Origin of the sequence: Rhizobium terrae (assembly GCF_003425685.1) — a bacterium.
Classification (GTDB): Bacteria; Pseudomonadota; Alphaproteobacteria; order Rhizobiales; family Rhizobiaceae; genus Neorhizobium; species Neorhizobium terrae.
Genome location: NZ_QJKM01000031.1, coordinates 14,189 through 36,368 on the forward strand (window position 1 = coordinate 14,189; position 22,180 = coordinate 36,368).

Sequence of the window (22,180 nt, forward strand, 5' to 3'; positions counted from 1 at the left end):
CTCGCACGACGAAAGTGTCGATTTGCGCGAGCCGCCTGAGGGCGTTGATTTTGAGGCGCTCTTGGCGATCGCACGACGTCAGTGGTTGGTCGTTGCTGTCGCGATTGCCATCGCTGTCGTTTTAGGTATTTCCTATATATTGACCGCCGTCCCCCTATACACTTCAAGCGTCAGCGTTTTGATCGACCGTGGCAATAGCGAGGTTGTTCAACAGCTGTCGACAATCGGCGGGGTCGTTGATGATGAGGCCTCGGTTTTAAGTCAGGTTGAGCTTCTGAAATCGGATACGATCGCACTCGCGGTCGTTGATAAGCTGGATTTGAGCAATGATCCGTCCTTCATGTCCTCAGAAGGGTCGGTTTTAGGAAGTGCCCTAGCTGCTGCTCGTTCACTCGTTAACGTCTCATCTTGGTTTGTCACGGACGCGGAGACTGCCGATGAGACGGACGCGAAAAGGCGCGATGCAGCAAATAAGCTACTGGGCAATATGGAAGTGAGCCGGGTAGGGCGGACCTATGTTCTTGAGGTCAGCTACGTTTCTCCTTCGCCTAACCTTTCGGCAAGGATAGCGAACGCTATTGGTGACGCTTATCTCGTCGATAAGCTCAACTCTAAATATGAAGCTACGCGCCGTGCCAGCGATTGGCTCCAGGATAGAATTGCAGAATTGCGGCAAAAAGCCCTCGCATCCGACCTTGCTGTTCAAAAATTCCGAAGCGCAAACGGCTTGGTCGCAGCAGGATCTGTATTGGTCGCAGACCAGCAATTGTCGGAACTCAATAGCGCTTTGATTGTTGCTCAGTCCGATACCGCGAAGGCGCAAGCCAGGCTTCAGAGGATCCAGGAGATTATTGCATCCGGTCAAACGGACGCGATCGTCACGGATGTGCTTGGTAGCTCGATTTCTAATGAGCTTCGCCAGAAATATCTGGATGCTTCCAAGCGAGAGGCAGAGATCACCAGCCGTCTCGGTGCAAACCACATTCAGGCCGTCCGGCTTCGCAACGAAATGGCCGAATACAAGCGCTTGATGTTCGAAGAAGTCAATCGGATTGCCGAAAGCTACAAGAGCGATCTGAATGTGGCCATGGCGCGTGAAAAGAGCCTTAATGACTCCGTTGCTCAAGCAACCGGAATTAGTGCCAGCGCTAACGAAACCCAGGTTCAGCTTCGAGAGCTGGAACGTGAGTCTGAAACATACAAAAACATGTATCAGACTTTCCTCCAGCGCTATCAGGAAGCTTTGCAGCAGCAGTCGTTTCCAGTCACCGAAGCGCGCGTCATCACACGAGCAGTTGCCTCTCAAAAGCCAAGCCATCCTCGTAAGCCTCTGGTTCTCGCACTGTTCGTGGTACTAGGTGCCGCGGCTGGCAGTGGCGTCGGAGCATTTCGCGAATTCCGTGATCGTTTCTTCCGCACAGGTGAACAGGTCCGAGAGACACTTGGACTAGAGTTTCTTGGCATCGCTCCTCTTGTTGCGGACGGGAAAAAAGCAGCGAAAGACGAAACGGCGACTGGACCTCGGTTCATACATAAGAAGCAGTCGGTTTCAGACTATGTGATCGACCATCCACTCTCGGCTTTCGCGGAAACACTGAGAAGCTCGAAAATCGCCGCCGATCTCGCGTTATCTGGCAAGGCATGTAAGGTTATCGGTGTTGTCTCGGCATTGCCGGGGGAGGGCAAATCGACGGTCGCTGTCAACTTTGCAGAACTTCTTGCAAGTCAGGGTAACCGCACGATATTGATCGATGGTGACCTTCGAAACCCTGGAGCGACAAGGGCCATCGGACAACATGCGGAAGCCGGACTTCTCGAAGTGCTCATTGAGCGTCGAGACCCTCATGGTCTTTTGATGACAAATCCGAGGACCAAACTGGCTTTTTTGCCAGCAGTCGTCAAACATCGCGTGCCGCATTCATCTGAGCTTCTCGCGTCCTTGGCTATGCGGGAATTGCTGAACAGTTTCAGTTCGCAATGCGACTACCTCGTGATCGATCTACCGCCGCTTGGGCCGGTGGTGGATGCGAGGGCAATCGCCAGCCGCATTGATGGCTTTATCTTTGTAGCCGAGTGGGGAAAGACGGCTCGCCGTGTCGTTCGGCAGGTGCTTGAGACAGATCCTTCCGTCCGCGATAAATGCCTCGGCGTGGTTCTCAATAAGGTCGATCAAGAGCGTCTGAAGCTTTATCGTGCCTATGGGTCAAGCGAGTATTATTACTCGCGTTATTCGCAGTATTATCAAGAAGGCGCCTGAGCATGTTCCGGCTGCGCCGGGATCCGCTTCTTGCCGGCGCGGTGACCGTTCTCTGTTCAGCATGTCTGATCCTCGCGGCAATGCAGATTTCCCGCCATTTGCGATTCGGCGAGCTACGCTACGTCGCGACCCAGCTTGAGACGGATCGCCCCGTGGCAAGGAATGTACTCGAGCGGGCGGTTACGGGAGCTCTAGCTCTTCAAGATGAAGGCATTTGTCAAAGTGAGTTTCTGAAAGCCGCACTGACTGTTACGCTAACCAAACTCGATCACCAAAATCAGGATGTGGACTACGAAGCGTGGTCGAACACCTTGCTTCAAGCCGAGAGCCTCATCCGTTTTTCGCTAAGCTGCATTCCAACCGACGGCAATCTCTGGGCTCGGCTGGCCATGGTGCGGCAAGCAATTAGCGAACAGCCTGATGAGTTGGCAAAACTGGTGACATTTTCACAGCTCTACGCTCCTGCTGAAGAAAATGTCATCGACGCACGTTACCGGCTCTACAACCGGGTGACCAAGGATACGCTAGCACTGCTAGGTGATCCCATGCGGTCGGATCTTGAGGCGATATGTTCACCGCAAGGCGGAGGACTACGCAGACGGTTGCCCCCTCCAGGGCTGTTGGTCGCGGTTCAATTAATGCGCATCGCGCCGGAATGTAATATAGGCCGGTCGGTCGCTGGCAAGACCGGCCGCTAACTGTGCAGATACTGAACCCTATCAGTCCCTTGGCGCCAGAAGACTTCTTAGATTTCAAGCCAGAGTTTCGGATTATCTTCTGACTGAATCTTCAGCCATGTCAGGTCTGTCCGGTTCCAAGGGCGAATCATGTTCGTCCTATTGTCCAGAACCAAGTCGCCCTGCGAGGTTTTGACGACGAGAACGGCGTGTCCCTCGCCTTGGGCAGTTTTGACCACGGCCATCCGCAAGCTCTTAGAGGGCCATCCGGCCGCAATCAATTTACGGCGCTTAGTCAGCGCGAAGTCCTCACAGTCTCCGGATGCTACATCAGCTTCCCATGTATCGGTATTGGGACCATCGTATGTGGGCTTAATTGCTCGGTTGACGCTGAAATTGATCGCTGCAAGTTCCCGTCGATGGTCTTGGTCCATCTCCACAACAGCTTGGCCTTGACCGGCCTCACAATCTTGCATGTTGTCTCGGCAAAAACGGATAAAGGCAAAGGGAGCCAACGTATTGCGCGAAGCTGAAATGTACTGGCTTGCAGGAGCCATTCTTAGACTGCGTGCCATCCCGCCGACCGGACCGGCGCTAGCAGGGGCAGCAAGAGAAAAAAGAATGGCCGACGCCAACAATGCACCTGTGAAGACTTTTACTGTGGACATGGCTGCCTCCATCGAAATAGTCTGAATCCTGTTGTGGATCAGTCTTGTCTCGATTTAACACGGAGGCTTTTCGGGTCATTTAAGTAGATCGGTTGCTTTTTATCGATCGAATATTTTATGATCAGACTATGTTGCAGACGGCGGGTAGGCATCTACGAGACTGCGTTGGCATTGGGTCAGGAGACGCCAAGCGAATTTAGGCGAGTGGGTATTTCTGTGCTATACCGCGTTGATATGAGAGACAGGGGGTAGACATGCTGAGGATCGGAGTGACCGCCGTTCTAATTTCGATATCGAGCGCGGGTTTTTCGGCAGAGGATAAGGCAAAAATGCGGGTTGCCTCAGAATCTGAAATCCGCGACCATATCAACGAGCGAACCAAAGACATAACGACCAAGAGTAATGGATATACGTATCAAAGAGGTAATTCTGTCGGTTACAAAATTGCAAACGGACAGATATGCCTCCTTTTTCCGAACGGGCAAAAAGATTGCGCGAGCGTCGAGACAGACGGCAAAAGCTTCGAGATGATAACTCGCAATGGTGATCGTTCATCGCTTTGAAGTTGAGCTCATAGTCCACTCAGTTAAGCCTGCTGCGCGAGAGGAATTCTCCTGCAGAAGGACATTCGTTTGAGCTTGGAATTTGACCGGTGAACATTTGCAGATCAGATCTTGCAACAAAAATAATGCTATAACTTTCGATGTTCCCGAGGTCTTCTGCTATGCTCGCTTCGAAAGGAGTGTACGGGACTTATGCGTCGGGCAAGTTCCTCAGAACATTTTGGAAATAGCCTCGCGTAATTAACTACACCCAATATAAGTTGTTGCGCTGCAAAAATGAGTAAGCTACTTCATGGGAACACCGAGTGCTTTGATTAGTTATGCTTCTTCAGGGCGCCTGGAACTATCTATCATCTTCATTTATGCGCATATCCTTTAGGGGGAATTATGACTGAGCAAGTGCAGAGCAACGGCAAAGTTGCGCTGATCACAGGCGTGACGGGCCAAGATGGTTCTTATCTGGCAGAGTTTCTTCTCGCTAAAGGCTATGAAGTTCATGGGATTAAGCGCCGCGCTTCCTTGTTTAATACGGCGCGTGTCGATCATATTTATCAGGACCCGCATCTGAAGAACGCTCGGTTCAAGCTGCACTACGGTGACCTGACGGATACCTCGAACCTCACTCGTATTATTCGCGATATCGAGCCCGATGAAGTCTATAATCTCGGCGCGCAATCCCATGTGGCGGTCAGCTTTGAAGCGCCGGAATACACTGCTGACGTTGATGCGATCGGTACACTGCGCCTTCTCGAATCCATTCGCTTCCTGGGGCTTGAGAAGAAAACACGCTTCTATCAAGCCTCCACCTCTGAGCTTTATGGTCTGGTACAGGAGACCCCGCAGCGCGAGACGACGCCCTTTTATCCGCGTTCGCCTTACGCAGTCGCCAAGCTCTACGCCTACTGGATCACAGTAAATTACCGAGAAGCCTACGGAATGTATGCCTGCAATGGCATCCTCTTCAATCACGAATCACCACGCCGCGGTGAGACGTTTGTAACCCGCAAGATCACGCGCGGTCTTTCAAATATCGCGATGGGCCTCGAATCGTGCCTCTACATGGGCAACATCGACTCTTTACGCGACTGGGGGCACGCCAAGGACTATGTGCGCATGCAGTGGATGATGCTGCAGCAAGATGAACCCGAAGATTTTGTAATATCGACGGGTCTGCAATATTCCGTGCGCGAATTCATACAGTGGACTGCAAACGAATTAGGGATCACCCTTGAGTTTTCTGGAGAAGGCGTCGACGAAATCGCGACTGTGACCGCGATTGAGGGTGAGATGGCACCTGGCCTGAAGGTTGGTGACGTAATTATGCGTATTGATCCGCGCTATTTCCGCCCGGCCGAGGTCGATACGCTGCTCGGTAGTTCCGAGAAGGCTAAGCAGAAGCTTGGATGGGTCCCGGAGATCACCGCGCGGGAAATGTGCGCAGAGATGGTTGCTGAAGATCACAAATCGGCACGACGTCATGCGCTCTTGAAAGAACATGGGTTGCATTTACCCGTTACCCTGGAGGGTTGAGTATGAGCTATGACCTGAAGGGCAAAAGGGTTTATGTTGCGGGCCATCGCGGCATGGTCGGTTCGGCGATTGTCCGGAGGCTCGCCTCTGAAGGCTGCGAAATTCTGACGGCGACGCGGGCAGAGGTCGACCTCACGCGGCAGACGGAGGTTGAGGCCTGGATGGGGAAGAACCGACCGGACGCCGTCTTCCTGGCTGCCGCCAAAGTGGGTGGCATTCTTGCCAACGACACCTATCCAGCGGACTTCCTTTATGACAACCTCATCCTTGAAGCTAACATCATCCACGCCGCCCACAAAATCGGCGTGGAGAAGTTGATGTTCCTCGGATCGTCCTGCATCTACCCGAAGTTCGCCGACCAGCCAATCGCCGAGGAATCCCTGCTGACTGGCTTGCTGGAACCCACCAACGAGTGGTACGCGATCGCCAAGATCGCCGGCATCAAGCTCTGCCAGGCCTATCGCAGGCAGCACGGCAGGGATTTCATCTCGGCCATGCCGACCAATCTTTATGGTCCCGGCGACAATTTCGACCTGCAATCGAGCCATGTCATGCCGGCGCTCATCCGCAAGGCGCATGAGGCCAAGGTCAATCGCCTGCCCGAAATCACCGTCTGGGGCACGGGCAAGCCGCGGCGCGAGTTCCTGCACGTGGACGATTGCGCCGATGCCTGCGTCCACCTGATGAAGACCTATTCGGCCGACGTTCACGTCAATGTGGGCTCCGGTGAGGACATCACCATCCTCGAGCTGACGCAGCTGGTCGCCAAGGTCGTCGGTTTCTCGGGCGGCATCGTCCACGATCTCGCGAAGCCGGACGGTACGCCGCGCAAACTGATGAGCGCTGAGAAACTCAGGGCTCTCGGCTGGTATCCGAGGATTCCTCTCGAAGCAGGTATCACAAATGCCTACGAGGCCTTCCTGAAAGGCGAATATCTGGAGCGCAGGCAGGGAGATGCAGCGTGAGGACCGTCGCAGCTGAAAGCCTTGATCAAAGCGAACCGGCCGGATCTCCCTCGCGAATTGGTACCTCCATGCGGACTGACGTGAAAAGGCGTGTTGTCGTCTACGGGATGAATTACGCTCCCGAGATCGCCGGAGTAGGCAAATACACCGGCGAAATCGCTGAGCATCTGGCCGCGGAGGGGATGGACGTGACCGTTGTCACCACACCTCCTCACTATCCTGGCTGGAAGGTGCAGCCGGGATATCGAAATAGATATTCCTCATCGCGGGAAAACGCCGTGCGGGTCGTCCGCGTTCCTCTTGTCCTCAAGGAGCAGATGAGAGGGCTCTGGAGGTTGGTGGCGCCACTTTCTTTTGCCATTTCTTCTGCCCCGGTAATCTTCTGGCAGATTCTGCGCCGCCGTCCCGACACGGTCTTTTGCGTCGAGCCAACATTGTTCGCTGCCCCAGTCGCGCAACTCGCTGCAAAATTAGTCGGAGCGCAGACGGTGCTGCACGTACAGGATCTCGAAGTTGATGCCGCATTCGCGGTGGGCCATCTTGGTAAAAAGGACTGGCTGAAGAAGCTTGGGTTTGCGTTCGAGCGCCTGACGCTTCGTAGTTTCGACAAGGTCATTACCATTTCCAATCGTATGGCCGAACGGCTTGCTGAAAAGGGCATTTTCACCGACCGGCTTTCGGTGATCCGCAACTGGGTCGACCTTTCTCACATTTATCCTATGCGTGAAGTGAGCCCATATCGCGCTGAATTCGGTTTCACTGAAGAGGATTTTGTAGTTCTGTATTCAGGCAATATCGGGGCTAAGCAAGGACTGAACGTCCTACTCGACGCAGCGGAACGGCTGAAAGACGAGAAGCGCATCCATTTCGTCATTGCCGGCGAGGGGCCAGTCAAAGCTGATTTGAAGGTTCGTTACTCCCATCTCCCCAATGTTTATTTCCTTCCGTTTCAACCCTACTCACGACTGAATGAATTCCTCAACATGCCAGATTTGCACGTATTGCCGCAGGAAGCGGATGCGGCGGACTTAGTTCTTCCCTCGAAACTTGGGGGTATGCTGGCGAGCGGAAAAAGGGTTTTGGTAACGGCAGATGCAGGAACTGAACTGGCCGAATTTGTTCGCGATGCCGCAATCGTTGTGTCACCTGGAAGTGCCACGATCCTGGCTGACCAGCTTAGCAAAACTAGAAATGAACAAGATATATCTCAAGCCAGAAGGGCAAGTCTGGCCATGTTGATGGCTAAGGAGAATGGTATGGCCAAAGTTGTTGCAAATTTCACATGATTAATCAGGTTGTAGATTGGCGCCAAGCATCACAATGATAAATCCACTAAGTAAAGCACGAACTCTAATCAGCACTACGTATTCCTATTTATCGGACATGAGCCGCTTTTGGACTCATTCTCAGAATGGAAGGCCGTTACGAAACGCAGATACCGCGCGCGCCCATATGCTGCGACTTTCGCATGCCTTAGAAAAAGGGATGGTTCTACCGGCGCCTCGGCCGGGTTTCGGGCAGGATAAGATCAAGGCGCTATTGGGAATTCTACAGGAAACGTCAGAAAAATGGGGGGTGTCGCGCGTAGAGAAGATATCGCTGGCGACGATTGAACAGCTTGTAAGGTATCACGATGCAGCTGGTCTAAAGCTGCCCGACATCTCGGCTCAGATTGACCGAGTGAAAGCTTCTTTCCCTGAGCTGCTGATTGGAGACGAGATACAGGCTGGACCACTTAGCGTAAGTCGAGCCGGTGTACTGGCAACATTACCGAGCGACCCTGACGCATTTTTCCTTAGTCGCCGGAGCGTTCGGTTGTTTGATTCTCGGGAGAAGTTCGACTTTGGCTGCCTCGAACATGCTGTTCGCTTAGCTCAGCAAGCGCCCTCCGTTTGCAACCGCCAGTCTTCAAAGGCATACATCTTCACCAAACCAGCTGATATCGAACTGTTGCTACGATATCAGGATGGAAATAAAGGTTTTGGAAATACTGCTTCCGCCCTAGTGATTTGCACCTCCGATCTCAGCAATTTCTATAAGATTGGAGAGCGAAACCAAGGATATATCGACGGGGGATTATTTGCGATGGCGCTCGTTTATGGGTTCCACACACTGGGAATTGGCACCTGCATGCTGAATTGGAGTCAAGCAGCGCACACCGATCGTAAATTTCGGAACGTGTGTAGAATCCCACCAAACGAGGTGATTATTACCATGATCGCTGTTGGCCCTCTGAGAGAGGAATACGAAGTGGCACATTCTCCTCGCCGCGATGTAGGAGAGGTTCTTGTTCTTGACGACACGAAATTGCTACTTTCTGCTGGGCCTGCCCCTAAGGGTCGGTCATGAATGATCGATCTTTGAATTCTCCTATAATTGCAGTCTGTGTGAATAGTGAACGCTGCAAGGGCGAGGCAATCTTTTGTAAGTGGCACGGGCTTGTTGACACTTAAAAATTCAGTTTTTTGGCCGTTACACGTTCCGGAAGGTATATTCTCGCTGTTTGCTCTTAAATGCTCAGTTATATAGGGCGACTCAAATTCTTTCACGGCTTGGCGGTTGCTTAGAAGAAAAAGGAACAAATAATGTTTCAGGAGAAGCGACGAAGTGGACGCTCCATTGCCGCCAAGGGGATGGCATGGAGCAGTATGACTGTCATTCTCGCGAAACTAATGTCCGTAATTAGCCAAATCATATTAGGGTATTTGTTAAGCGTCGAGACTTACGCCGTATTCGCGGCAGCTACAGCCGCGCTAGCATTTGTTTCCGGATTCCAAAATTCGGGCGTCGGCAAAGTCCTTATCCAACGTCAGGACGAGTTCGATGATATTGCGGCCGACTTCGCGGGATGTGCGTTCTACATTGGTGTTGTAGGAGCAATTGTCCTTGTGATCCTGGGAGCGACGCTGTCGGCAAGTTACAATATGCCAACTTTATTGCCGGTGCTTATTATAAGTGCCGTTACGGTACCCATTATTAGTGTCAATGCCCTATACACCGCGCGCCAAAGTATAGAATTAAAATTTCGATCAATTTCGTATTACTCAATTTTATCGAATTTAATTTACTATGGATTTTTAATTTCTTCTGCGTATCTAGGTGCAGAGAGTTTTAGCGTTTCTTTGGCAACGCTGCTTTCGGCAATATTTGTCTTAATTGTTTATGTTCGGCGCTTGGGAACGTTCCATATTGCGTTTCGATTGTCGTTTTCTCGATTCGTCAAGATTTTAGGTTCGCTCAAATGGACAATATTATCGAGTTACGTATTTGGCTTTACTCAAAGCGGAGATTATTTGATACTTGGGATTTTTCTAGATAAGCAGCAATTGGGGCAATATTACTTCGGATTCATGTTGGCTGCCAATGTAGGTATTTTATTGTCGTTGTCGATTAGTCAGACACTAATGCCAATCTTCTCGAAAATCAAAGATGACAACGATCGTTTGAAGCGAGCTTTCTTGCGCGCTAGTGAGATAGTGAATTTCTTCTCGTCAATCATCTGCATTGGCTTTGTGGCGCTTGTGCCCGAAGTGGTTAGATTTCTCTGGCAAGGTAAATGGGACGCCTCAATTTTCGTGGCGGTTGCGATGGGGGCTACATTCCCAATGCGGGTGCTCGCTTCAATGGCCGCAGTAGTACTCGAGGCCCAGGGTCGGTGGGTGCAAAGGACGGTTTTGTTGCTTTACGATGCAGTGGGAATTATGGCTTTTGCCGCAATCGGGGTTATGTGGGATTCTATTACCGGTGCGGCCGTTGCAGTCGCGGCTCATAGGGGTATAACAGGTCTGGTTTCCTTCCCCATAGCGATGAAGGAGATAGACTTCGCATTTGGCGATATCGGGGAATATTTACTCCGCACAATTTTTCCCTTTGTACCGGTAGTGGCAGCCGTAATAGGATTACGGTTTTGGCTCGCTCCAATTTCCAACGAGCTAATGGGATTTGCAGTTGCCGCTGGGACCGCCGCCGTTGGAGCTTCGCTCTTCGTTTTCCTGACCTCTCTTCTCAACCCGGGTGTCTTTAGCAATCTCCGGGCTTTGGCCCGCGGGAAAGAGTGAATGTATCCTTCGAACAGCTTTACCGGATCGAAAAGCAGGCAAGAAACAAGGATCCGTCGGCCGCGAAGAACTCTGAAGGCATTGATATTCTGGGATGATTTTGCGATTTCGAGTATGGATTTCGCCAGAAACGGGGAGTTTCGGCTCTGTTTCCTTGCAATATCAGATTTCGGTTTCGCTGCGAGCTAAAGTCTGATTGTAACCGTTGCGAGCGTCCCACATTCAACACGGATTTCGCATCGCGCATAATTGCCGCCTGTTGAATACTGCAATGGTGAGGTTTCTGTGGGTGTCGAACGATAAGAGGTTGGTTTCGCATCATGCTGATGATGGTCATCAGCATGATGCGCAAGACAGCTCGTAAGCGGGTAGGCCATCCCACGTAGCGCGGCATGGAAGATCGCTCATTTTCGGCATGACTCATGCGGAGAATACTATGAGCGACAGTGTGAATCATGCTCGTGCCTTCGAGGTTTTGACGGCGACGCCGGTACGGACGAGGCGTAAGCCACGAGATTGGCCGGATGCTGAGAAGGCTCGGCTGATTGCGCAGACGATGGTAAGCGGTGCATTGGCCCCGTCTGGCGATAGCAAGGCATCGCGCTTATTCATGTGAGCTCAGGGAATGAGCTTGGTATGAATTTCGATGTCTGAAGCTATGTCCGAACATAGAACGTTCCATATGATCGAAGCCGTCGCGGGTCGCCTGGAGGGGGCGCCGCGAGAGGTCCGACGCTGGTCAGATGAGTTCAAGGCTCAGGCGGTAGCCGAAAGCATGGAGCCGGGCGCGAGCGTTTCGGCGGTGGCAAGGCGCATAGGGATCGACCCTTCGCAGTTGTTCACATGGCGGCGCAATGCCCGACTGAAAGCCGAGGCTGTTGTTGATACGGTTCGGGGCGAAAGCTCTACCGCGGACATCATGATCGGCGACGCAGTGATCCGCGTGAATGTCGGGATCGACGAGGCCTATCTCGTCAGGCTGATCCGCGCGGTGCGGTCTGCATGATCCCCGCTGGTGCGAAGGTCTTTTTGGCCAGTCATCCCGTCGATTTCCGCAAAGGTCCAGATAGCCTTTTGGCGCTGGTGCGTGATGCTGGAAGCGACCCGTTCAATGGCTCGCTCTACGTTTTCCGCGCCAAAAGAGCAGACAGAATAAAGATCGCCTGGTGGGATGGCTCAGGCGTCTGCCTGTATTCGAAGCGGCTCGAAAAAAATCAGTTCGTCTGGCCGAAAATCGGGCCGTCCCGTGTGCAGCTCAATCACGCGCAACTGATGGCGCTGGTTGATGGGATGGACTGGAAGCGCGTGCGCACGGTTGCCGTAAAGCGGCCGGAATTTGTTGGGTAAAGCCCTGCGGCAGAGTGAATCAGGCGGCTGAAACTGAGAGAAAATCTCCCCGAAATATGCTCTACATAAGGGCATGACACCAGCCGATCTCGAGCTTCCTGATGACGTTGATGCGCTGAAAGCCATGATCATGGCGATGGCAGCAAAGGCTGCGCGCGCCGATGTTCTGGAAGACGAAGTTGCTGATCTGAGGGCCCGCAATGCCGACGCGGACGAACAGATCGCCAAGTTGAAGCTGATCCTCAAAGCCTTCAATCGATACCGCTATGGCCGCCGCTCGGAAAAGCAGGGAAAGAACATCGAGGCAGACCTGGACGAACAGGGCGCGTTTGTCTTCGAAGAAATTGACACTGGCATTGCCGCGATCGAGGCCCTGGTTTCCAAGGGCCGCAATCCAGCCGCTGCAAAGCGTGCGCCGCGTCCGCGCAAGGGCTTTCCTCCGCACCTGGAGCGCGTGCATGTCGTCATTGAGCCGGACGAACTGCCCGAACATACTGGCAAACAGAAGGTCCTGATCGGGGAAGATATCTCCGAGCGGCTTGATGTTATCCCGCCAAAGTTCCGGGTCATTGTCACCCATCGCCCGAAGTATGCCTTTAAGAACGAAGATGGTGTCATCCAGGCATCGGCCCCGGCGCATATCGTCGAAAGCGGCATTCCGACAGAAGCGCTGCTCGCCTATATCGCGGTTTCCAAATATGGCGACGGGTTGCCGCTTTATCGACAGGAGGCGATCTTCCTGCGCGAACATGTCGAAGTCGACCGCGGGATTATGGCGCGGTGGATGGGTAAGCTCGGGTTCGAACTCGAGATCCTCGCGGACTACATCTTCAGCCAGATCAAGAGAGGCGACGAATATTCGCTGACGAGACGACATTGCCGACACTTGTTCCCGGATCGGGGTCGGCAAAGACAGCGTATTTGTGGGCGTACGCGCGGGACGACCGACCGTTCGGTGGCAGTGGACCGCCTATGGTTGCCTATCGCTTTGAAGACAGTCGTTCCGGTGATTGTGTTGCTCGGCATCTCGAAAGCTATCGCGGCATCCTGCAGATTGACGGATACACTGCCTATAACCGTGTTGCCCGACCTGACCGCGGAAACGACGGCGCTCTTTTGGCGGGGTGCTGGGCGCACAGTCGACGTCGGTTTTACGAGCTGCACGCAAACGACAGCTCAAAGGTCGCAACGGCGACAATCGAAAAGATGGACGCACTTTGGTCGATTGAGGAAAAGGTGCGCGGACAAAGCCCGATGTTCGCGTTGCCGCCCGTCAGGAGGCCTCCGTTGCAGTCGTTGCCGATCTCTACAAACTCTGGCAGGACACGCTGCCCCGCATCTCTGGAAAATCAAAGCTCGCCGAGGCCATTCGCTATGCCCTTAATCGGCGGGAAGCCTTCGAACAGTTCCTCCATGACGGAAGCATCGACATAGACTCCAACATTGTTGAGCGTGCAATCAGGCCTCAAGCAATTGTTCGGAAGAATAGCCTATTTGCCGGAAATGCCGGCGGCGGAAGAACTTGGGCCACGCTCTCTACGCTCATCCAGTCCGCCAAGATGAACGAAGTCGATCCGCTGGGCTGGCTGACGCAGACGCTTCAGCGTATCGCCGCAGGTTGGCCATCGAGCGATCTCGACGATCTGATGCCCTGGAACTTCAAGAAGTAACGGCCTCACGTCACCGCTTACAGACGATGCAGCCGGGGGCGAATATATCAGCGATCGCTCGTGCTGAGGGGCTTCAGCAGATCGGCTTGCATACTCAAGTCGGCATTACATCAAATTCAATCTGAAGTTGAATTCCGTAGGAGATTCCCATGCGTGGGGTACATTTCGTGGCGTAATAGTATTGCAGAAACTCCGTCAGCAAAATGACTAACATCACCGCAGTCGGCGCTCTTCAAAGCTGCCTTCGCCAGAGATCCCCATAGTTTCTCATTTTCCCCAATCAACTGCATGAAGAACGCGAAACCGTCAGGATTGTCAGGTTCAACGACAAAGCCATTAACGGCATTTCTTATAAGTAGGTCTCGCGCCCCACATACTTCAGACAAAATAGCGGGGACTCCCAGAGCCTGGGCTTCGATTACTACATTTCCAAATTGCTCTTCAACGCTTGGCAAAAGTAAACACAGCGCTCGTGCCAACTCCCTGCTTACCTCTTCTGTTTGGAGGAAGCCAAAAAAATCCACTAGGTGAGCGATCTGAAGCTCAACACAAAGTGATCTAAGATCGGCCTCAAGCGGTCCTGAGCCGCACAGTACGAGCCGTCGCGGCACTGATGCAGTCGCCGTATATTTTGCGAACGCCTCAAGCGCCACCGAAAGATTTTTCTTGGGCACGAACCGTGCGATAACAATGAAGTTGCGCTTGCTGAATGGAACCTCGTCTCCCTCCTCTACCTTCGCTTGCGTTCGGATTCTAGCGATGGATAGTGTGTTGTATTCGCTATAAATATGTTTTTCTGGGACTCCTAGAAAACGGAAATAGTCTTTGGGACGATTGCCTGATCCGAGAGCGCCCGAGTAGGGAAGCATAAACACTCGCTTCCCAACCTCTCTCCACAGCTTGCGGCGCTGGTCATCGAATTTCGTCACTCCCATAACGTAGACTTTTTTTCCCAAAAATCGAAGTATTGTGGCAGCAAGGAACGTGACAGGTTCCTCATAATTGCAGAAGAAAAAAATATCTCCTTTTGTTGAAAAGCACGATTTAATCAATTTCAATGCGTGAGTAGCGAACGTTGGCTTATCTTTTCCCCGAAATAGGGTGATCCTATCCACACCGCGAACGTTAGGTTTCGACCAATCATAGACATTACTCTTCTCTCGGATCTCAATCCCAATAATATCTAGACCAGGGAATCGATTTTTTACGGCTTCTAATCTATCAACATGCATCGGTCCCAAGTTATCCCAATAAAATGTGATAGCTCTGTTCATAACGGATCCTGATTTTCACGGTTCGAAGAGTTCTTCTGGTATAGACCCAATGAGGCAATATCAACAGTGAAACCGTTTGTCTCTGTTGCCAGAATGTGAAAGAGGCGCAAGTCATATTGGAGGTTTAATGAAAGACAAGGTGCTAGTTCTCGGACCGTTCCCCCCGCCGATTCATGGGCAGTCACTTGCAACTCAGAATCTCAGAGCACAACTTGCTCGTGCTGGCTATGGTTTGGACACCGTCGATCTTTCCGACGGGGGCCTGCGCAAGCTGTTTGCACATGGGGCAGCCTTGCTCAGAATTCTCAAACATCAGGATCATTGCTACATTTCGCTCAACTCGAATAGTGGAATGTGGCTGAGTGCATGCCTGGCGTTCGCAGCGCGCCTCAGAGGGAGACGCCTGTGGATGCACCACCATAGCTACGCTCATCTGAATCGATCGCTGCTTGCGGCGCGCTTTCTCACTGCATTAGCAGGCAAGCGAGCCGTCCATATTGTCCTAGGTCACCGGATGGATTCCGATCTACACACGATGTTCCCAGGCGTGCGCACAAGCATGGTCCTCAACAATGCTGGACTTGTGGATATCCCCTACACGCCTCGTACGGAGCGCCGGTCCGAACTCACGTTGGGATTCCTTGGTAACATCACTGTCGAGAAAGGGATTACTGCGGCGATCGACACCGTGGTCACCTGCGCAACCAAAATGAACATTCGATTCGTTGTCGGAGGCCCCGCTCAAACCCGAGAAGCTGAAGCAGAGATCCATCGAGTACGAACTATTCTAGGCGGAAAATTCGATTATCGCGGTCGTCTCGATCATCGGGAAAAGGAAGCGTTCTTCCGAGATATTGACATTCTGCTATTCCCCTCATTTTACAAGAATGAAGCCTCCCCTCTTGTGATCTTCGAAGCGCTGTCTGCGGGGGTCCCGGTGGTCGCAACCGAACGTGGCTGTATTTGTGAGGACGTGGGAAGATTAGGTGGTCGCGTTATTCGCCAGGAGTTCGCTTTAAATGCAATATCCGCCATTTCCGAGCTCTCGGAAGATATTCTGTCATCATCAAAAAATGCGCGTCGTCAGTTTGAACTAAAACTCGCGGAGCATTTCCAGCAATTTGAGGAATTCGCTGAAAGCCTCGACGTGAGAGGTCCACGGAGACGATGACTGTGTGGGGAGGCGATCAAGCAATGCGCACACTGGCGACGGTATTTATGTTCACTCAACTAGCGTCCGTTGGACAAATCGATGCTTGTCTTGCGCATGAAGATTCGGAGGGGCGCGTCGAGGTGGAAGTAGGGGGGCGCGTTCGAGCGCGTTTCAAGACCTTAGAAGATGCATTCGACTTTGCAAGAGAAAAACGAAAGGAGGCCGAAGCGTCCGTCATTCAGGTTAAGGTTGGGAGCGGCAAGTTTCAATTGCATGCACCCCTGGTCATCGATGCTTCGCTTGGATCAAGTGGTAGGTTCATTCTATCTGGAAGTGTAGATGCACCGTCTATCATTACCGGATCTATTTCTTTGCCGATAAAGAAGGAAGAGGGCACATCAAATGGACTAGGCATTGCCGAAGTGGATCTTCGCCCTTTGCCGACTAGTCTGATAGCATACTCCAGCCGCCATAACGGCTCGGACCCTAACGAGTATGGAGGGTTTCAGGTTTTTCAGGCGGGACAAAGGTTGTCTCCTGCGCGGTGGCCAACGGACAGTTACGCGTTGGGTGTTCTCAAGTCCATTACAAGCCTCGGCGATAGCAAAACGCAGTTAATAATCGAGAATTCTCAGCTTCCTCCACTTGCGAACGAACCTTATCTGTGGGTGGCAGGGTTCTTCGGTTGGGATTGGTACTTTTCTAGCCAGAGGGCCTATACTCGAACGGAAGCTACGCTTCTAACTGACGTGAGAAATTTCAGCCGTTCTCCAAATCATAAAGTACGTTTCAATGTCTTTAATGTGAGATCTATGGTCTCCCGTCGAGGAGACTTTTATTTAGACCCTGTCGGCCGGAAGCTGCAGCTGATCCCCTTAATTCCGACAGTTGAGTTTATCGACGTTCCCATTGTTTCAAATCTTCTTTACATATCAGACACCTCGGGCATAGAAATTAAAAATATTTACTTCGAAGGAAGCATAGGAGACAGTATTGTTGTAAATAATAGTAGCTACGTTGAGTTGAATCAATTGTCTATATCTGGATCTGGACGGCGTGGCATAGTAATATCTGGTGGAAACGATGTATATGTTACAGGCTGCTCAGTCAGAGATGTTGGGAGCGCGGCGATATATGCAGAGGCGGGCGACCGGCGTACGTTAAGGCCTGGAAACCTGAGCATTGGCTATTCAACAATCCAGGATTTCATGAAGCTCGATCGAGCTGGAGGTGGTGGAATAGTATTGCGAGGCGTAGGCAATGTCATTCATCATAATCATATCGAAAAAGCGCCTCATGCTGCTATAGCTTTTAGCGGTAACGATCATCGTATCTTCGGAAATGAAGTTAATGATGTCAACCGCGAAGTCAACGATGCAGGAGCTATATACACCGGACGAGACTGGACGGCGCGGGGGACCGTAATCTTTGGGAACTATTTCCACGACATCGGCATGACAGGCCCGTGGCAGACGTTGGTCGGAGGTGTTTACTTGGACGACGGCGCAAGCGGTATAACCGTCGAACGGAACATATTCATCAAAGTATCGCGGGGCATCCTGTTACATGGAGGCCGAGATAACTATGTGGCAGGCAACCTTTTTTTTCACGGAGCCTATCCGCTTATCTGGGAGAGATTGGCTTCACAGACAAGTCGATCCTCCTGGAACAAAAACAGCGTTATGAGGCAGCGATATTATGCAATGCCTGTACAAAGTCGGATATGGATGGAAAGGTATCCCGAGCTATCGGAACTCCCAAGCCAACGCTTCGAAGCAATGGAAAACAACAAGATAGTCGAAAACATAACATCCTTTGGGCCAACAGCCTACGACGCCGATAGAAAAGCTCATCGATACATCCCAGGAAATTCTGAAGTTGAAGATCTAGGGCTTTACCACTTCTTAAAGCACGTGGGCATGCGGCAAGCATTTTTCTCCACGTTTCCAGATCCGCCCTGATTACTTCAAGTTTTCATGGAGCTTTCAGATTGGTCGCTGATGAAGTCGCGATTGCGGCCGATTTACGGTCGGAAATTCGCCGATGAATATCCCCTAGGACTTGCGGGGCGGCATTTCGTTGGTTTTAGGGTTCCAAGAACGCCGATTATAAACATTGCTTTTCCCGCACTCAGGCTGAAGCTTATCTGTTGATGAACGAATGCAATTGATGCCAAGCTAACGAAGTATATCATTCCTTGAGTGTAAATCAGCTTGCCTCTCACAATCGCTAAAACGACTGCAAGTATAATAAACGCTAGTGAGAGGAGCCCTATCACGCCGAATTCTGAAGCTATTTCAAGGAAGAGATTGTGCGGGTATCCTAGTCCTGTTGCGAGATGAAATCCACCTGCACCAACGCCAAACACTGGCTGATCAAGAAAGATGTTTTCGGCGGCTTTGAATCTATATCTTCGCTCTACTGATGAAGAGTCATATTCGCCTCCATACGTCGAGAAATTTAAGAGACGGCCAGCATTTCCGTTTGGTTGGAAGGTGCTCCAGAAACTTATAGTGAGGAGTATCATTCCCGCAACGACAAAAGTCGAAAATAGCTTTCTTCCGACTGATGCACGGTAGAAGGCTATGCTGAGGTAGCAAATAAGTCCTGCTGTAAGCGCTACAACGACTCCTCTCGTTCCGTTCAATTGAGCATAGAAACTCACTATGGCAACACTTAAAATCGCGGGCAATCCAATTAATGCCCGTCTGCGCCAGTTGGCCCCGATCAGGAAAAAAGCGGAGAATAGAGCGTACGGTAAGGGCTGCGCCAGCCCGACAGCGGCTCCTTCGCCAACAATGAACCTGAGTCCAACTGGATCTTTTGGAGCGGCAAGGATTGCTAGAACGGCAAAACCGGCTCCTAAGGTAGTAAACGCAACTGCAAACTCGTAAGCGAGCCGCTCGGCACCTATGTTGAAGATAGCCAAACGGCAAATAATATAGAAGGATAGTAAAACTAAGGTTGTTTTCAATGCGTTATCAAGGCTGTAGGCGGATTCGGTAGACCACAATGGAGACAGCAATATAACACAAATGAAAAAATATACTGAGATATCTATCGCGGAAATGCGGGTTAGTGAAGCAATGCTTCGAAAATTCGTGTTAATTATGAGCTGATAAAGCATTACAACTGGAGTTATTACTCCAATCCCTACAATTGTCTCCGCCGTGTAGCAGTAAAATATTCCAACAATACCTAGACCCCGGTATCTATATGACAGTAAGCAACATACTGCTGTCAGAACGATGACAATGGCATTAATCAAGTTTTCGAATCCGTCATGATGTTGATGATGCGTTGCGCCATTTTGCGATGTGTGAAGTTGTCTAGCGCATGTTGGCGTGCCGCGGATCCAATTTCTGCTAGTTTTGGCAAATCGTAGATCAGTCGCCTAAGAGCAGCAGAGAATTCCTCTACCGTCGGTCCATGAATATGCCAGCCTGTCTTTCCATCGAGTACTGTTTCGCCCGGTCCGCCTGCTTTATGGGCCAATACAGGTTTTGCCAGCATCATACCTTCGATGACTGAGAAGCCAAACGGCTCAGGATCCAGCCGACTGTTCACTACTACATCACAAATCTTATAGTAGGATACAACATCCTGAACTGGCCCCACGAAATGAACGCGTTCCGTAAGGCCTTTCTTTTTTACCAGTTCTTTTAGCTCATCGACATATGAACCCCTCAATGGGCCTCCACAAACCAACAGATGAAGACTTCGACCAGCTGGACCAATGTCCGAAAGCGCTTGAACTAGGCGGTGTTGGCCCTTCTCCGCAATCATCCTCGCGAATACCCCAAGAAGTATCGCGTCAGTCGGTATGCCTAGTTGTCCGCGATTCACACTGCCCAATCTTTCGGGATCAAATTCGTTAGGATCAACGCCCAGATGGCAGACATGCCTCTCAAACTGTCCCGTGCCCAGAGTCTGCTCCGTAAAGCGGCTGTTCGCAATTGGGACAACGTGTAGGTAGCGAAAGATAAAAGAATAGACCTTACGGTTTAAGTTAAAAGGATAACCGTCGCTGACGGCGTTCGGCATAAGCCAGTATGCCTTTGTGCCTGTCATCCTGGCAGCGATGCCAGCTAACAGAACTTCAGCTGGGTTTCGCAGCAAAACAACGGTAGCTCCTGATTCTTTAATTTTTTGGGATACAACCTTGGCGACTTTTAGCTGTGTAGCGACCCGTCGAATAAGTCTAAGAATTTTCGCTATGCCGCCTCCTTTCAAAGACGGAAGCTGTTGCAGATCCATTCGGTCTACAGGAATTTCGCGCTCCTCTAGAAGGCTGACTATCTCGCCATCGTGAAGCACGAGTGTCGAAATCTGCACACCGCATTCTTTCATACCAGTTAATAGGCTAATCCACCCTCTCCGCACACCATAACCTTCGGATCCAAGAAGGAGACCAATGAGATGGTGATTATGATTCGTTGCTTGTGGCTCAACCATGTACTGACCGTTTCTGCAAGAGTTCTTAGAGAGCAGGGGGGGATATCTGAACACTTAACCGTCCGCCGATAGATGTTTCTAGGGCCGAAATCTAGTGTGGGCCAAATATTGCATTAGCGGCTCAGAAATTAGAAAATCCTAGAAGGCAGCCGGGACCAATGCCTGTCAAGCGCTTCGATCGAGATCCGAACCACCAATGCGTCTACTCGTGTCCGGCCAAAGTGGAAAGGAGAAGATCCCGAGAGGCCGAAACGTGACGATCGCGAATATCCGGTAGTTTTGGAGAGAGAGGCTCCGAAACTACTCGGGCAATATCCTCGCCACTCGCTGAGGGGTCGATTGAGCGAGAAGAAGCATCCATCCACTCCAATAGTGACATGATTTTCTGCTCTTTCCCTGGCGTACGGAACACGCAGAACCGGGTCTCATACTTAAGCGAAAGGGCAGCTCCATGAAATAACGAAGTGATATGATACGAAGCGTGTTTCACGAAGCCGATCCACTCCCGAGGAGTCGCTCTGACGCAAATGTTTGCGTGTCCAGGGTATTCTACCCCGACGCTTATTGGCCTTAATTTAAGTATGTCTGCTGCTTTCAACGACTGATCTACCTGAGTTTTTGTCATGCCCCCGGATAGCATTAGGTACGGAGCAATATCCGGCTTAATTGGATTTAGGTCCGTTAAGAAGGTCGGGTCAACAACCCTATCTGCTTGAAAACCAAATTTGGACACAAGTTCCAACGTAGGAGGATCCCGAACAAGAATCCGGCTAAATTGTTTTAACGCGGCTTCCATTTTTTTACTAATTGACCCCGAAGGAACGTAAGGTCCTATGGAGGCAGCATAGCTGATCTTCCGCACGCCGAGTTTTACTGGAAAATCGAGTATATAAGGGGACATATAGCCGCGAAAGTTTCCGAAATTCCATAACTCGTCGCTCCCGCAAATCAAGACATCGTATTTTAACGCAATTTGAGGTACTTGACTACTGAGGAACGCGCTATGCTTCGAGATCTTCGCCATATCGAAGATTGCATTGCGAAAATGAGTATTAACCCGCGCTTGCTGGAGAAAAGAACGGAAGTTCAGCCTAATAAGAGCTCTGAATAAAGGCATAGACCTACGAATTTCATATCGAAGCGGCCGGAAATCTATTAATTCAGCATCGAAGCCTTCAGCTGCGAGGAACTGCTGGATCGATGCCGCCTGGAGCTGCGCCCCATAGTTGTTTGTGTCATGATAGGTGAGAATGCCAATCTTCATATAATAGCCCTGACTGGATAGAAAACCATTTGGAAATCCGGTTGCTGCGCGAGTGAGGAGAGAAGTTTGCTTCTAAAACATCCGTCTTGTATCTGGTCCGCTTGCTGCTCCCGCACATTACCGTTGAGCAGATGGCCGTTACTGATCATTTAGCGGCGTGAGCGGCGCGCCGCTAGCAGGCTGTTGAAGAAGTCTCTCGTTTAGCCTTGAGGACGGCCTCGTCGCCGTTGTGATAGGCGAAAGTGATCTCGATTGCGCCGTCGTCGAGCAATTCGGCGTGACCGTCGCCGGCGACCTCG

At 51.3% G+C, this 22,180-nt stretch carries 17 protein-coding genes and 1 pseudogene; 13 read left to right on the top strand and 5 right to left on the bottom strand.

What is annotated here, in order from left to right; genetic code table 11:
* Positions 1-22: 22 nt before the first annotated feature.
* The gene (locus tag DMO26_RS31625; RefSeq protein ID WP_117196281.1) at positions 23-2,257 is read left to right on the top strand and encodes a polysaccharide biosynthesis tyrosine autokinase; all 2,235 of its coding nucleotides are present in this window, start codon (positions 23-25) and stop codon (positions 2,255-2,257) included.
* 2 nt (positions 2,258-2,259) lie between these two features.
* On the top strand, positions 2,260-2,955 hold the full coding sequence (locus DMO26_RS31630; RefSeq protein ID WP_117196268.1) for a hypothetical protein: 696 nt from the start codon (positions 2,260-2,262) through the stop codon (positions 2,953-2,955).
* A gap of 47 nt (positions 2,956-3,002) precedes the next feature.
* On the opposite strand, the gene DMO26_RS31635 is transcribed toward DMO26_RS31630, so the two are convergent.
* Entirely contained in the window at positions 3,003-3,602 is a 600-nt protein-coding gene (locus DMO26_RS31635) for a transglutaminase-like cysteine peptidase (RefSeq protein ID WP_117196269.1), read from the bottom strand.
* 254 nt (positions 3,603-3,856) lie between these two features.
* On the opposite strand from DMO26_RS31635, the gene DMO26_RS34010 reads away from it, so the two are divergent.
* From DMO26_RS34010 to tnpC, 9 genes and pseudogenes are all read left to right on the top strand, one after another.
* Positions 3,857-4,165 carry a hypothetical protein gene (locus tag DMO26_RS34010; protein ID WP_162895156.1) on the top strand — a complete coding sequence of 103 codons (309 nt, stop codon included), beginning with the start codon at positions 3,857-3,859 and terminating at the stop codon, positions 4,163-4,165.
* A gap of 387 nt (positions 4,166-4,552) precedes the next feature.
* Entirely contained in the window at positions 4,553-5,695 is a 1,143-nt protein-coding gene (gene gmd, locus DMO26_RS31640) for a GDP-mannose 4,6-dehydratase (protein ID WP_117196270.1), read from the top strand.
* A 2-nt stretch (positions 5,696-5,697) separates the two neighbouring features.
* Positions 5,698-6,660, top strand: a complete 963-nt coding sequence (gene fcl / locus DMO26_RS31645) for a GDP-L-fucose synthase (RefSeq protein WP_117196271.1) — start codon at positions 5,698-5,700, stop codon at positions 6,658-6,660.
* Entirely contained in the window at positions 6,657-7,946 is a 1,290-nt protein-coding gene (locus tag DMO26_RS31650) for a WcaI family glycosyltransferase (RefSeq protein ID WP_226951485.1), read from the top strand. The genes fcl and DMO26_RS31650 overlap by 4 nt, the downstream gene beginning before the upstream one ends.
* Before the next feature lie 166 nt (positions 7,947-8,112).
* Entirely contained in the window at positions 8,113-9,009 is an 897-nt protein-coding gene (locus DMO26_RS31655) for a nitroreductase family protein (RefSeq protein ID WP_205421294.1), read from the top strand.
* A gap of 236 nt (positions 9,010-9,245) precedes the next feature.
* The gene (locus tag DMO26_RS31660; RefSeq protein WP_117196272.1) at positions 9,246-10,718 is read left to right on the top strand and encodes an oligosaccharide flippase family protein; all 1,473 of its coding nucleotides are present in this window, start codon (positions 9,246-9,248) and stop codon (positions 10,716-10,718) included.
* 682 nt (positions 10,719-11,400) lie between these two features.
* Positions 11,401-11,724, top strand: a complete 324-nt coding sequence (locus tag DMO26_RS34850) for a transposase (protein WP_162895157.1) — start codon at positions 11,401-11,403, stop codon at positions 11,722-11,724.
* Entirely contained in the window at positions 11,721-12,065 is a 345-nt protein-coding gene (tnpB, locus tag DMO26_RS31675) for an IS66 family insertion sequence element accessory protein TnpB (RefSeq protein WP_028749556.1), read from the top strand. The genes DMO26_RS34850 and tnpB overlap by 4 nt, the downstream gene beginning before the upstream one ends.
* Before the next feature lie 73 nt (positions 12,066-12,138).
* Positions 12,139-13,735 (top strand): annotated as a pseudogene (gene tnpC, locus DMO26_RS31680) (IS66 family transposase).
* Between the two features lie 116 nt (positions 13,736-13,851).
* Here tnpC and DMO26_RS31685 read toward each other — a convergent pair.
* A complete protein-coding gene (locus tag DMO26_RS31685) occupies positions 13,852-15,009 on the bottom strand; it encodes a glycosyltransferase (protein ID WP_117196274.1) in 1,158 nt (385 codons plus the stop codon).
* Positions 15,010-15,136: 127 nt separating this feature from the next.
* On the opposite strand from DMO26_RS31685, the gene DMO26_RS31690 reads away from it, so the two are divergent.
* A complete protein-coding gene (locus DMO26_RS31690; protein WP_117196275.1) occupies positions 15,137-16,180 on the top strand; it encodes a glycosyltransferase family 4 protein in 1,044 nt (347 codons plus the stop codon).
* Positions 16,181-16,203: 23 nt separating this feature from the next.
* Entirely contained in the window at positions 16,204-18,123 is a 1,920-nt protein-coding gene (locus tag DMO26_RS31695) for a right-handed parallel beta-helix repeat-containing protein (RefSeq protein ID WP_162895158.1), read from the top strand.
* 62 nt (positions 18,124-18,185) lie between these two features.
* Here the strand turns inward: DMO26_RS31695 and DMO26_RS31700 are convergent, their stop codons facing one another.
* The 3 genes from DMO26_RS31700 to DMO26_RS31710 all read right to left on the bottom strand — a co-directional run bounded on the left by DMO26_RS31700 (position 18,186) and on the right by DMO26_RS31710 (position 21,881).
* Positions 18,186-19,430, bottom strand: coding sequence for an O-antigen ligase family protein (locus tag DMO26_RS31700; RefSeq protein WP_162895159.1), 1,245 nt, complete (start codon positions 19,428-19,430; stop codon positions 18,186-18,188).
* Positions 19,427-20,617, bottom strand: a complete 1,191-nt coding sequence (locus DMO26_RS31705) for a glycosyltransferase family 4 protein (protein ID WP_117196278.1) — start codon at positions 20,615-20,617, stop codon at positions 19,427-19,429. The genes DMO26_RS31700 and DMO26_RS31705 overlap by 4 nt, the downstream gene beginning before the upstream one ends.
* Positions 20,618-20,819: 202 nt before the next feature.
* Positions 20,820-21,881 (bottom strand): polysaccharide pyruvyl transferase family protein, encoded by a 1,062-nt coding sequence (locus DMO26_RS31710; RefSeq protein ID WP_117196279.1) that lies wholly within the window; start codon positions 21,879-21,881, stop codon positions 20,820-20,822.
* Positions 21,882-22,180 lie beyond the last annotated feature (299 nt).

Coding starts and splice junctions, on each gene's coding strand:
- DMO26_RS34010 (WP_162895156.1), top strand. CDS start 3,857: ATGCTGAGGATCGGAGTGACCGCCGTTCTAATTTCGATATCGAGCGCG.
- DMO26_RS31685 (WP_117196274.1), bottom strand. CDS start 15,009: ATGAACAGAGCTATCACATTTTATTGGGATAACTTGGGACCGATGCAT.
- fcl (WP_117196271.1), top strand. CDS start 5,698: ATGAGCTATGACCTGAAGGGCAAAAGGGTTTATGTTGCGGGCCATCGC.
- DMO26_RS31705 (WP_117196278.1), bottom strand. CDS start 20,617: ATGGTTGAGCCACAAGCAACGAATCATAATCACCATCTCATTGGTCTC.
- DMO26_RS31710 (WP_117196279.1), bottom strand. CDS start 21,881: ATGAAGATTGGCATTCTCACCTATCATGACACAAACAACTATGGGGCG.
- DMO26_RS31660 (WP_117196272.1), top strand. CDS start 9,246: ATGTTTCAGGAGAAGCGACGAAGTGGACGCTCCATTGCCGCCAAGGGG.
- DMO26_RS31655 (WP_205421294.1), top strand. CDS start 8,113: ATGCTGCGACTTTCGCATGCCTTAGAAAAAGGGATGGTTCTACCGGCG.
- DMO26_RS31690 (WP_117196275.1), top strand. CDS start 15,137: ATGAAAGACAAGGTGCTAGTTCTCGGACCGTTCCCCCCGCCGATTCAT.
- DMO26_RS31695 (WP_162895158.1), top strand. CDS start 16,204: ATGCGCACACTGGCGACGGTATTTATGTTCACTCAACTAGCGTCCGTT.
- DMO26_RS31630 (WP_117196268.1), top strand. CDS start 2,260: ATGTTCCGGCTGCGCCGGGATCCGCTTCTTGCCGGCGCGGTGACCGTT.
- gmd (WP_117196270.1), top strand. CDS start 4,553: ATGACTGAGCAAGTGCAGAGCAACGGCAAAGTTGCGCTGATCACAGGC.
- DMO26_RS34850 (WP_162895157.1), top strand. CDS start 11,401: ATGATCGAAGCCGTCGCGGGTCGCCTGGAGGGGGCGCCGCGAGAGGTC.
- tnpB (WP_028749556.1), top strand. CDS start 11,721: ATGATCCCCGCTGGTGCGAAGGTCTTTTTGGCCAGTCATCCCGTCGAT.
- DMO26_RS31635 (WP_117196269.1), bottom strand. CDS start 3,602: ATGTCCACAGTAAAAGTCTTCACAGGTGCATTGTTGGCGTCGGCCATT.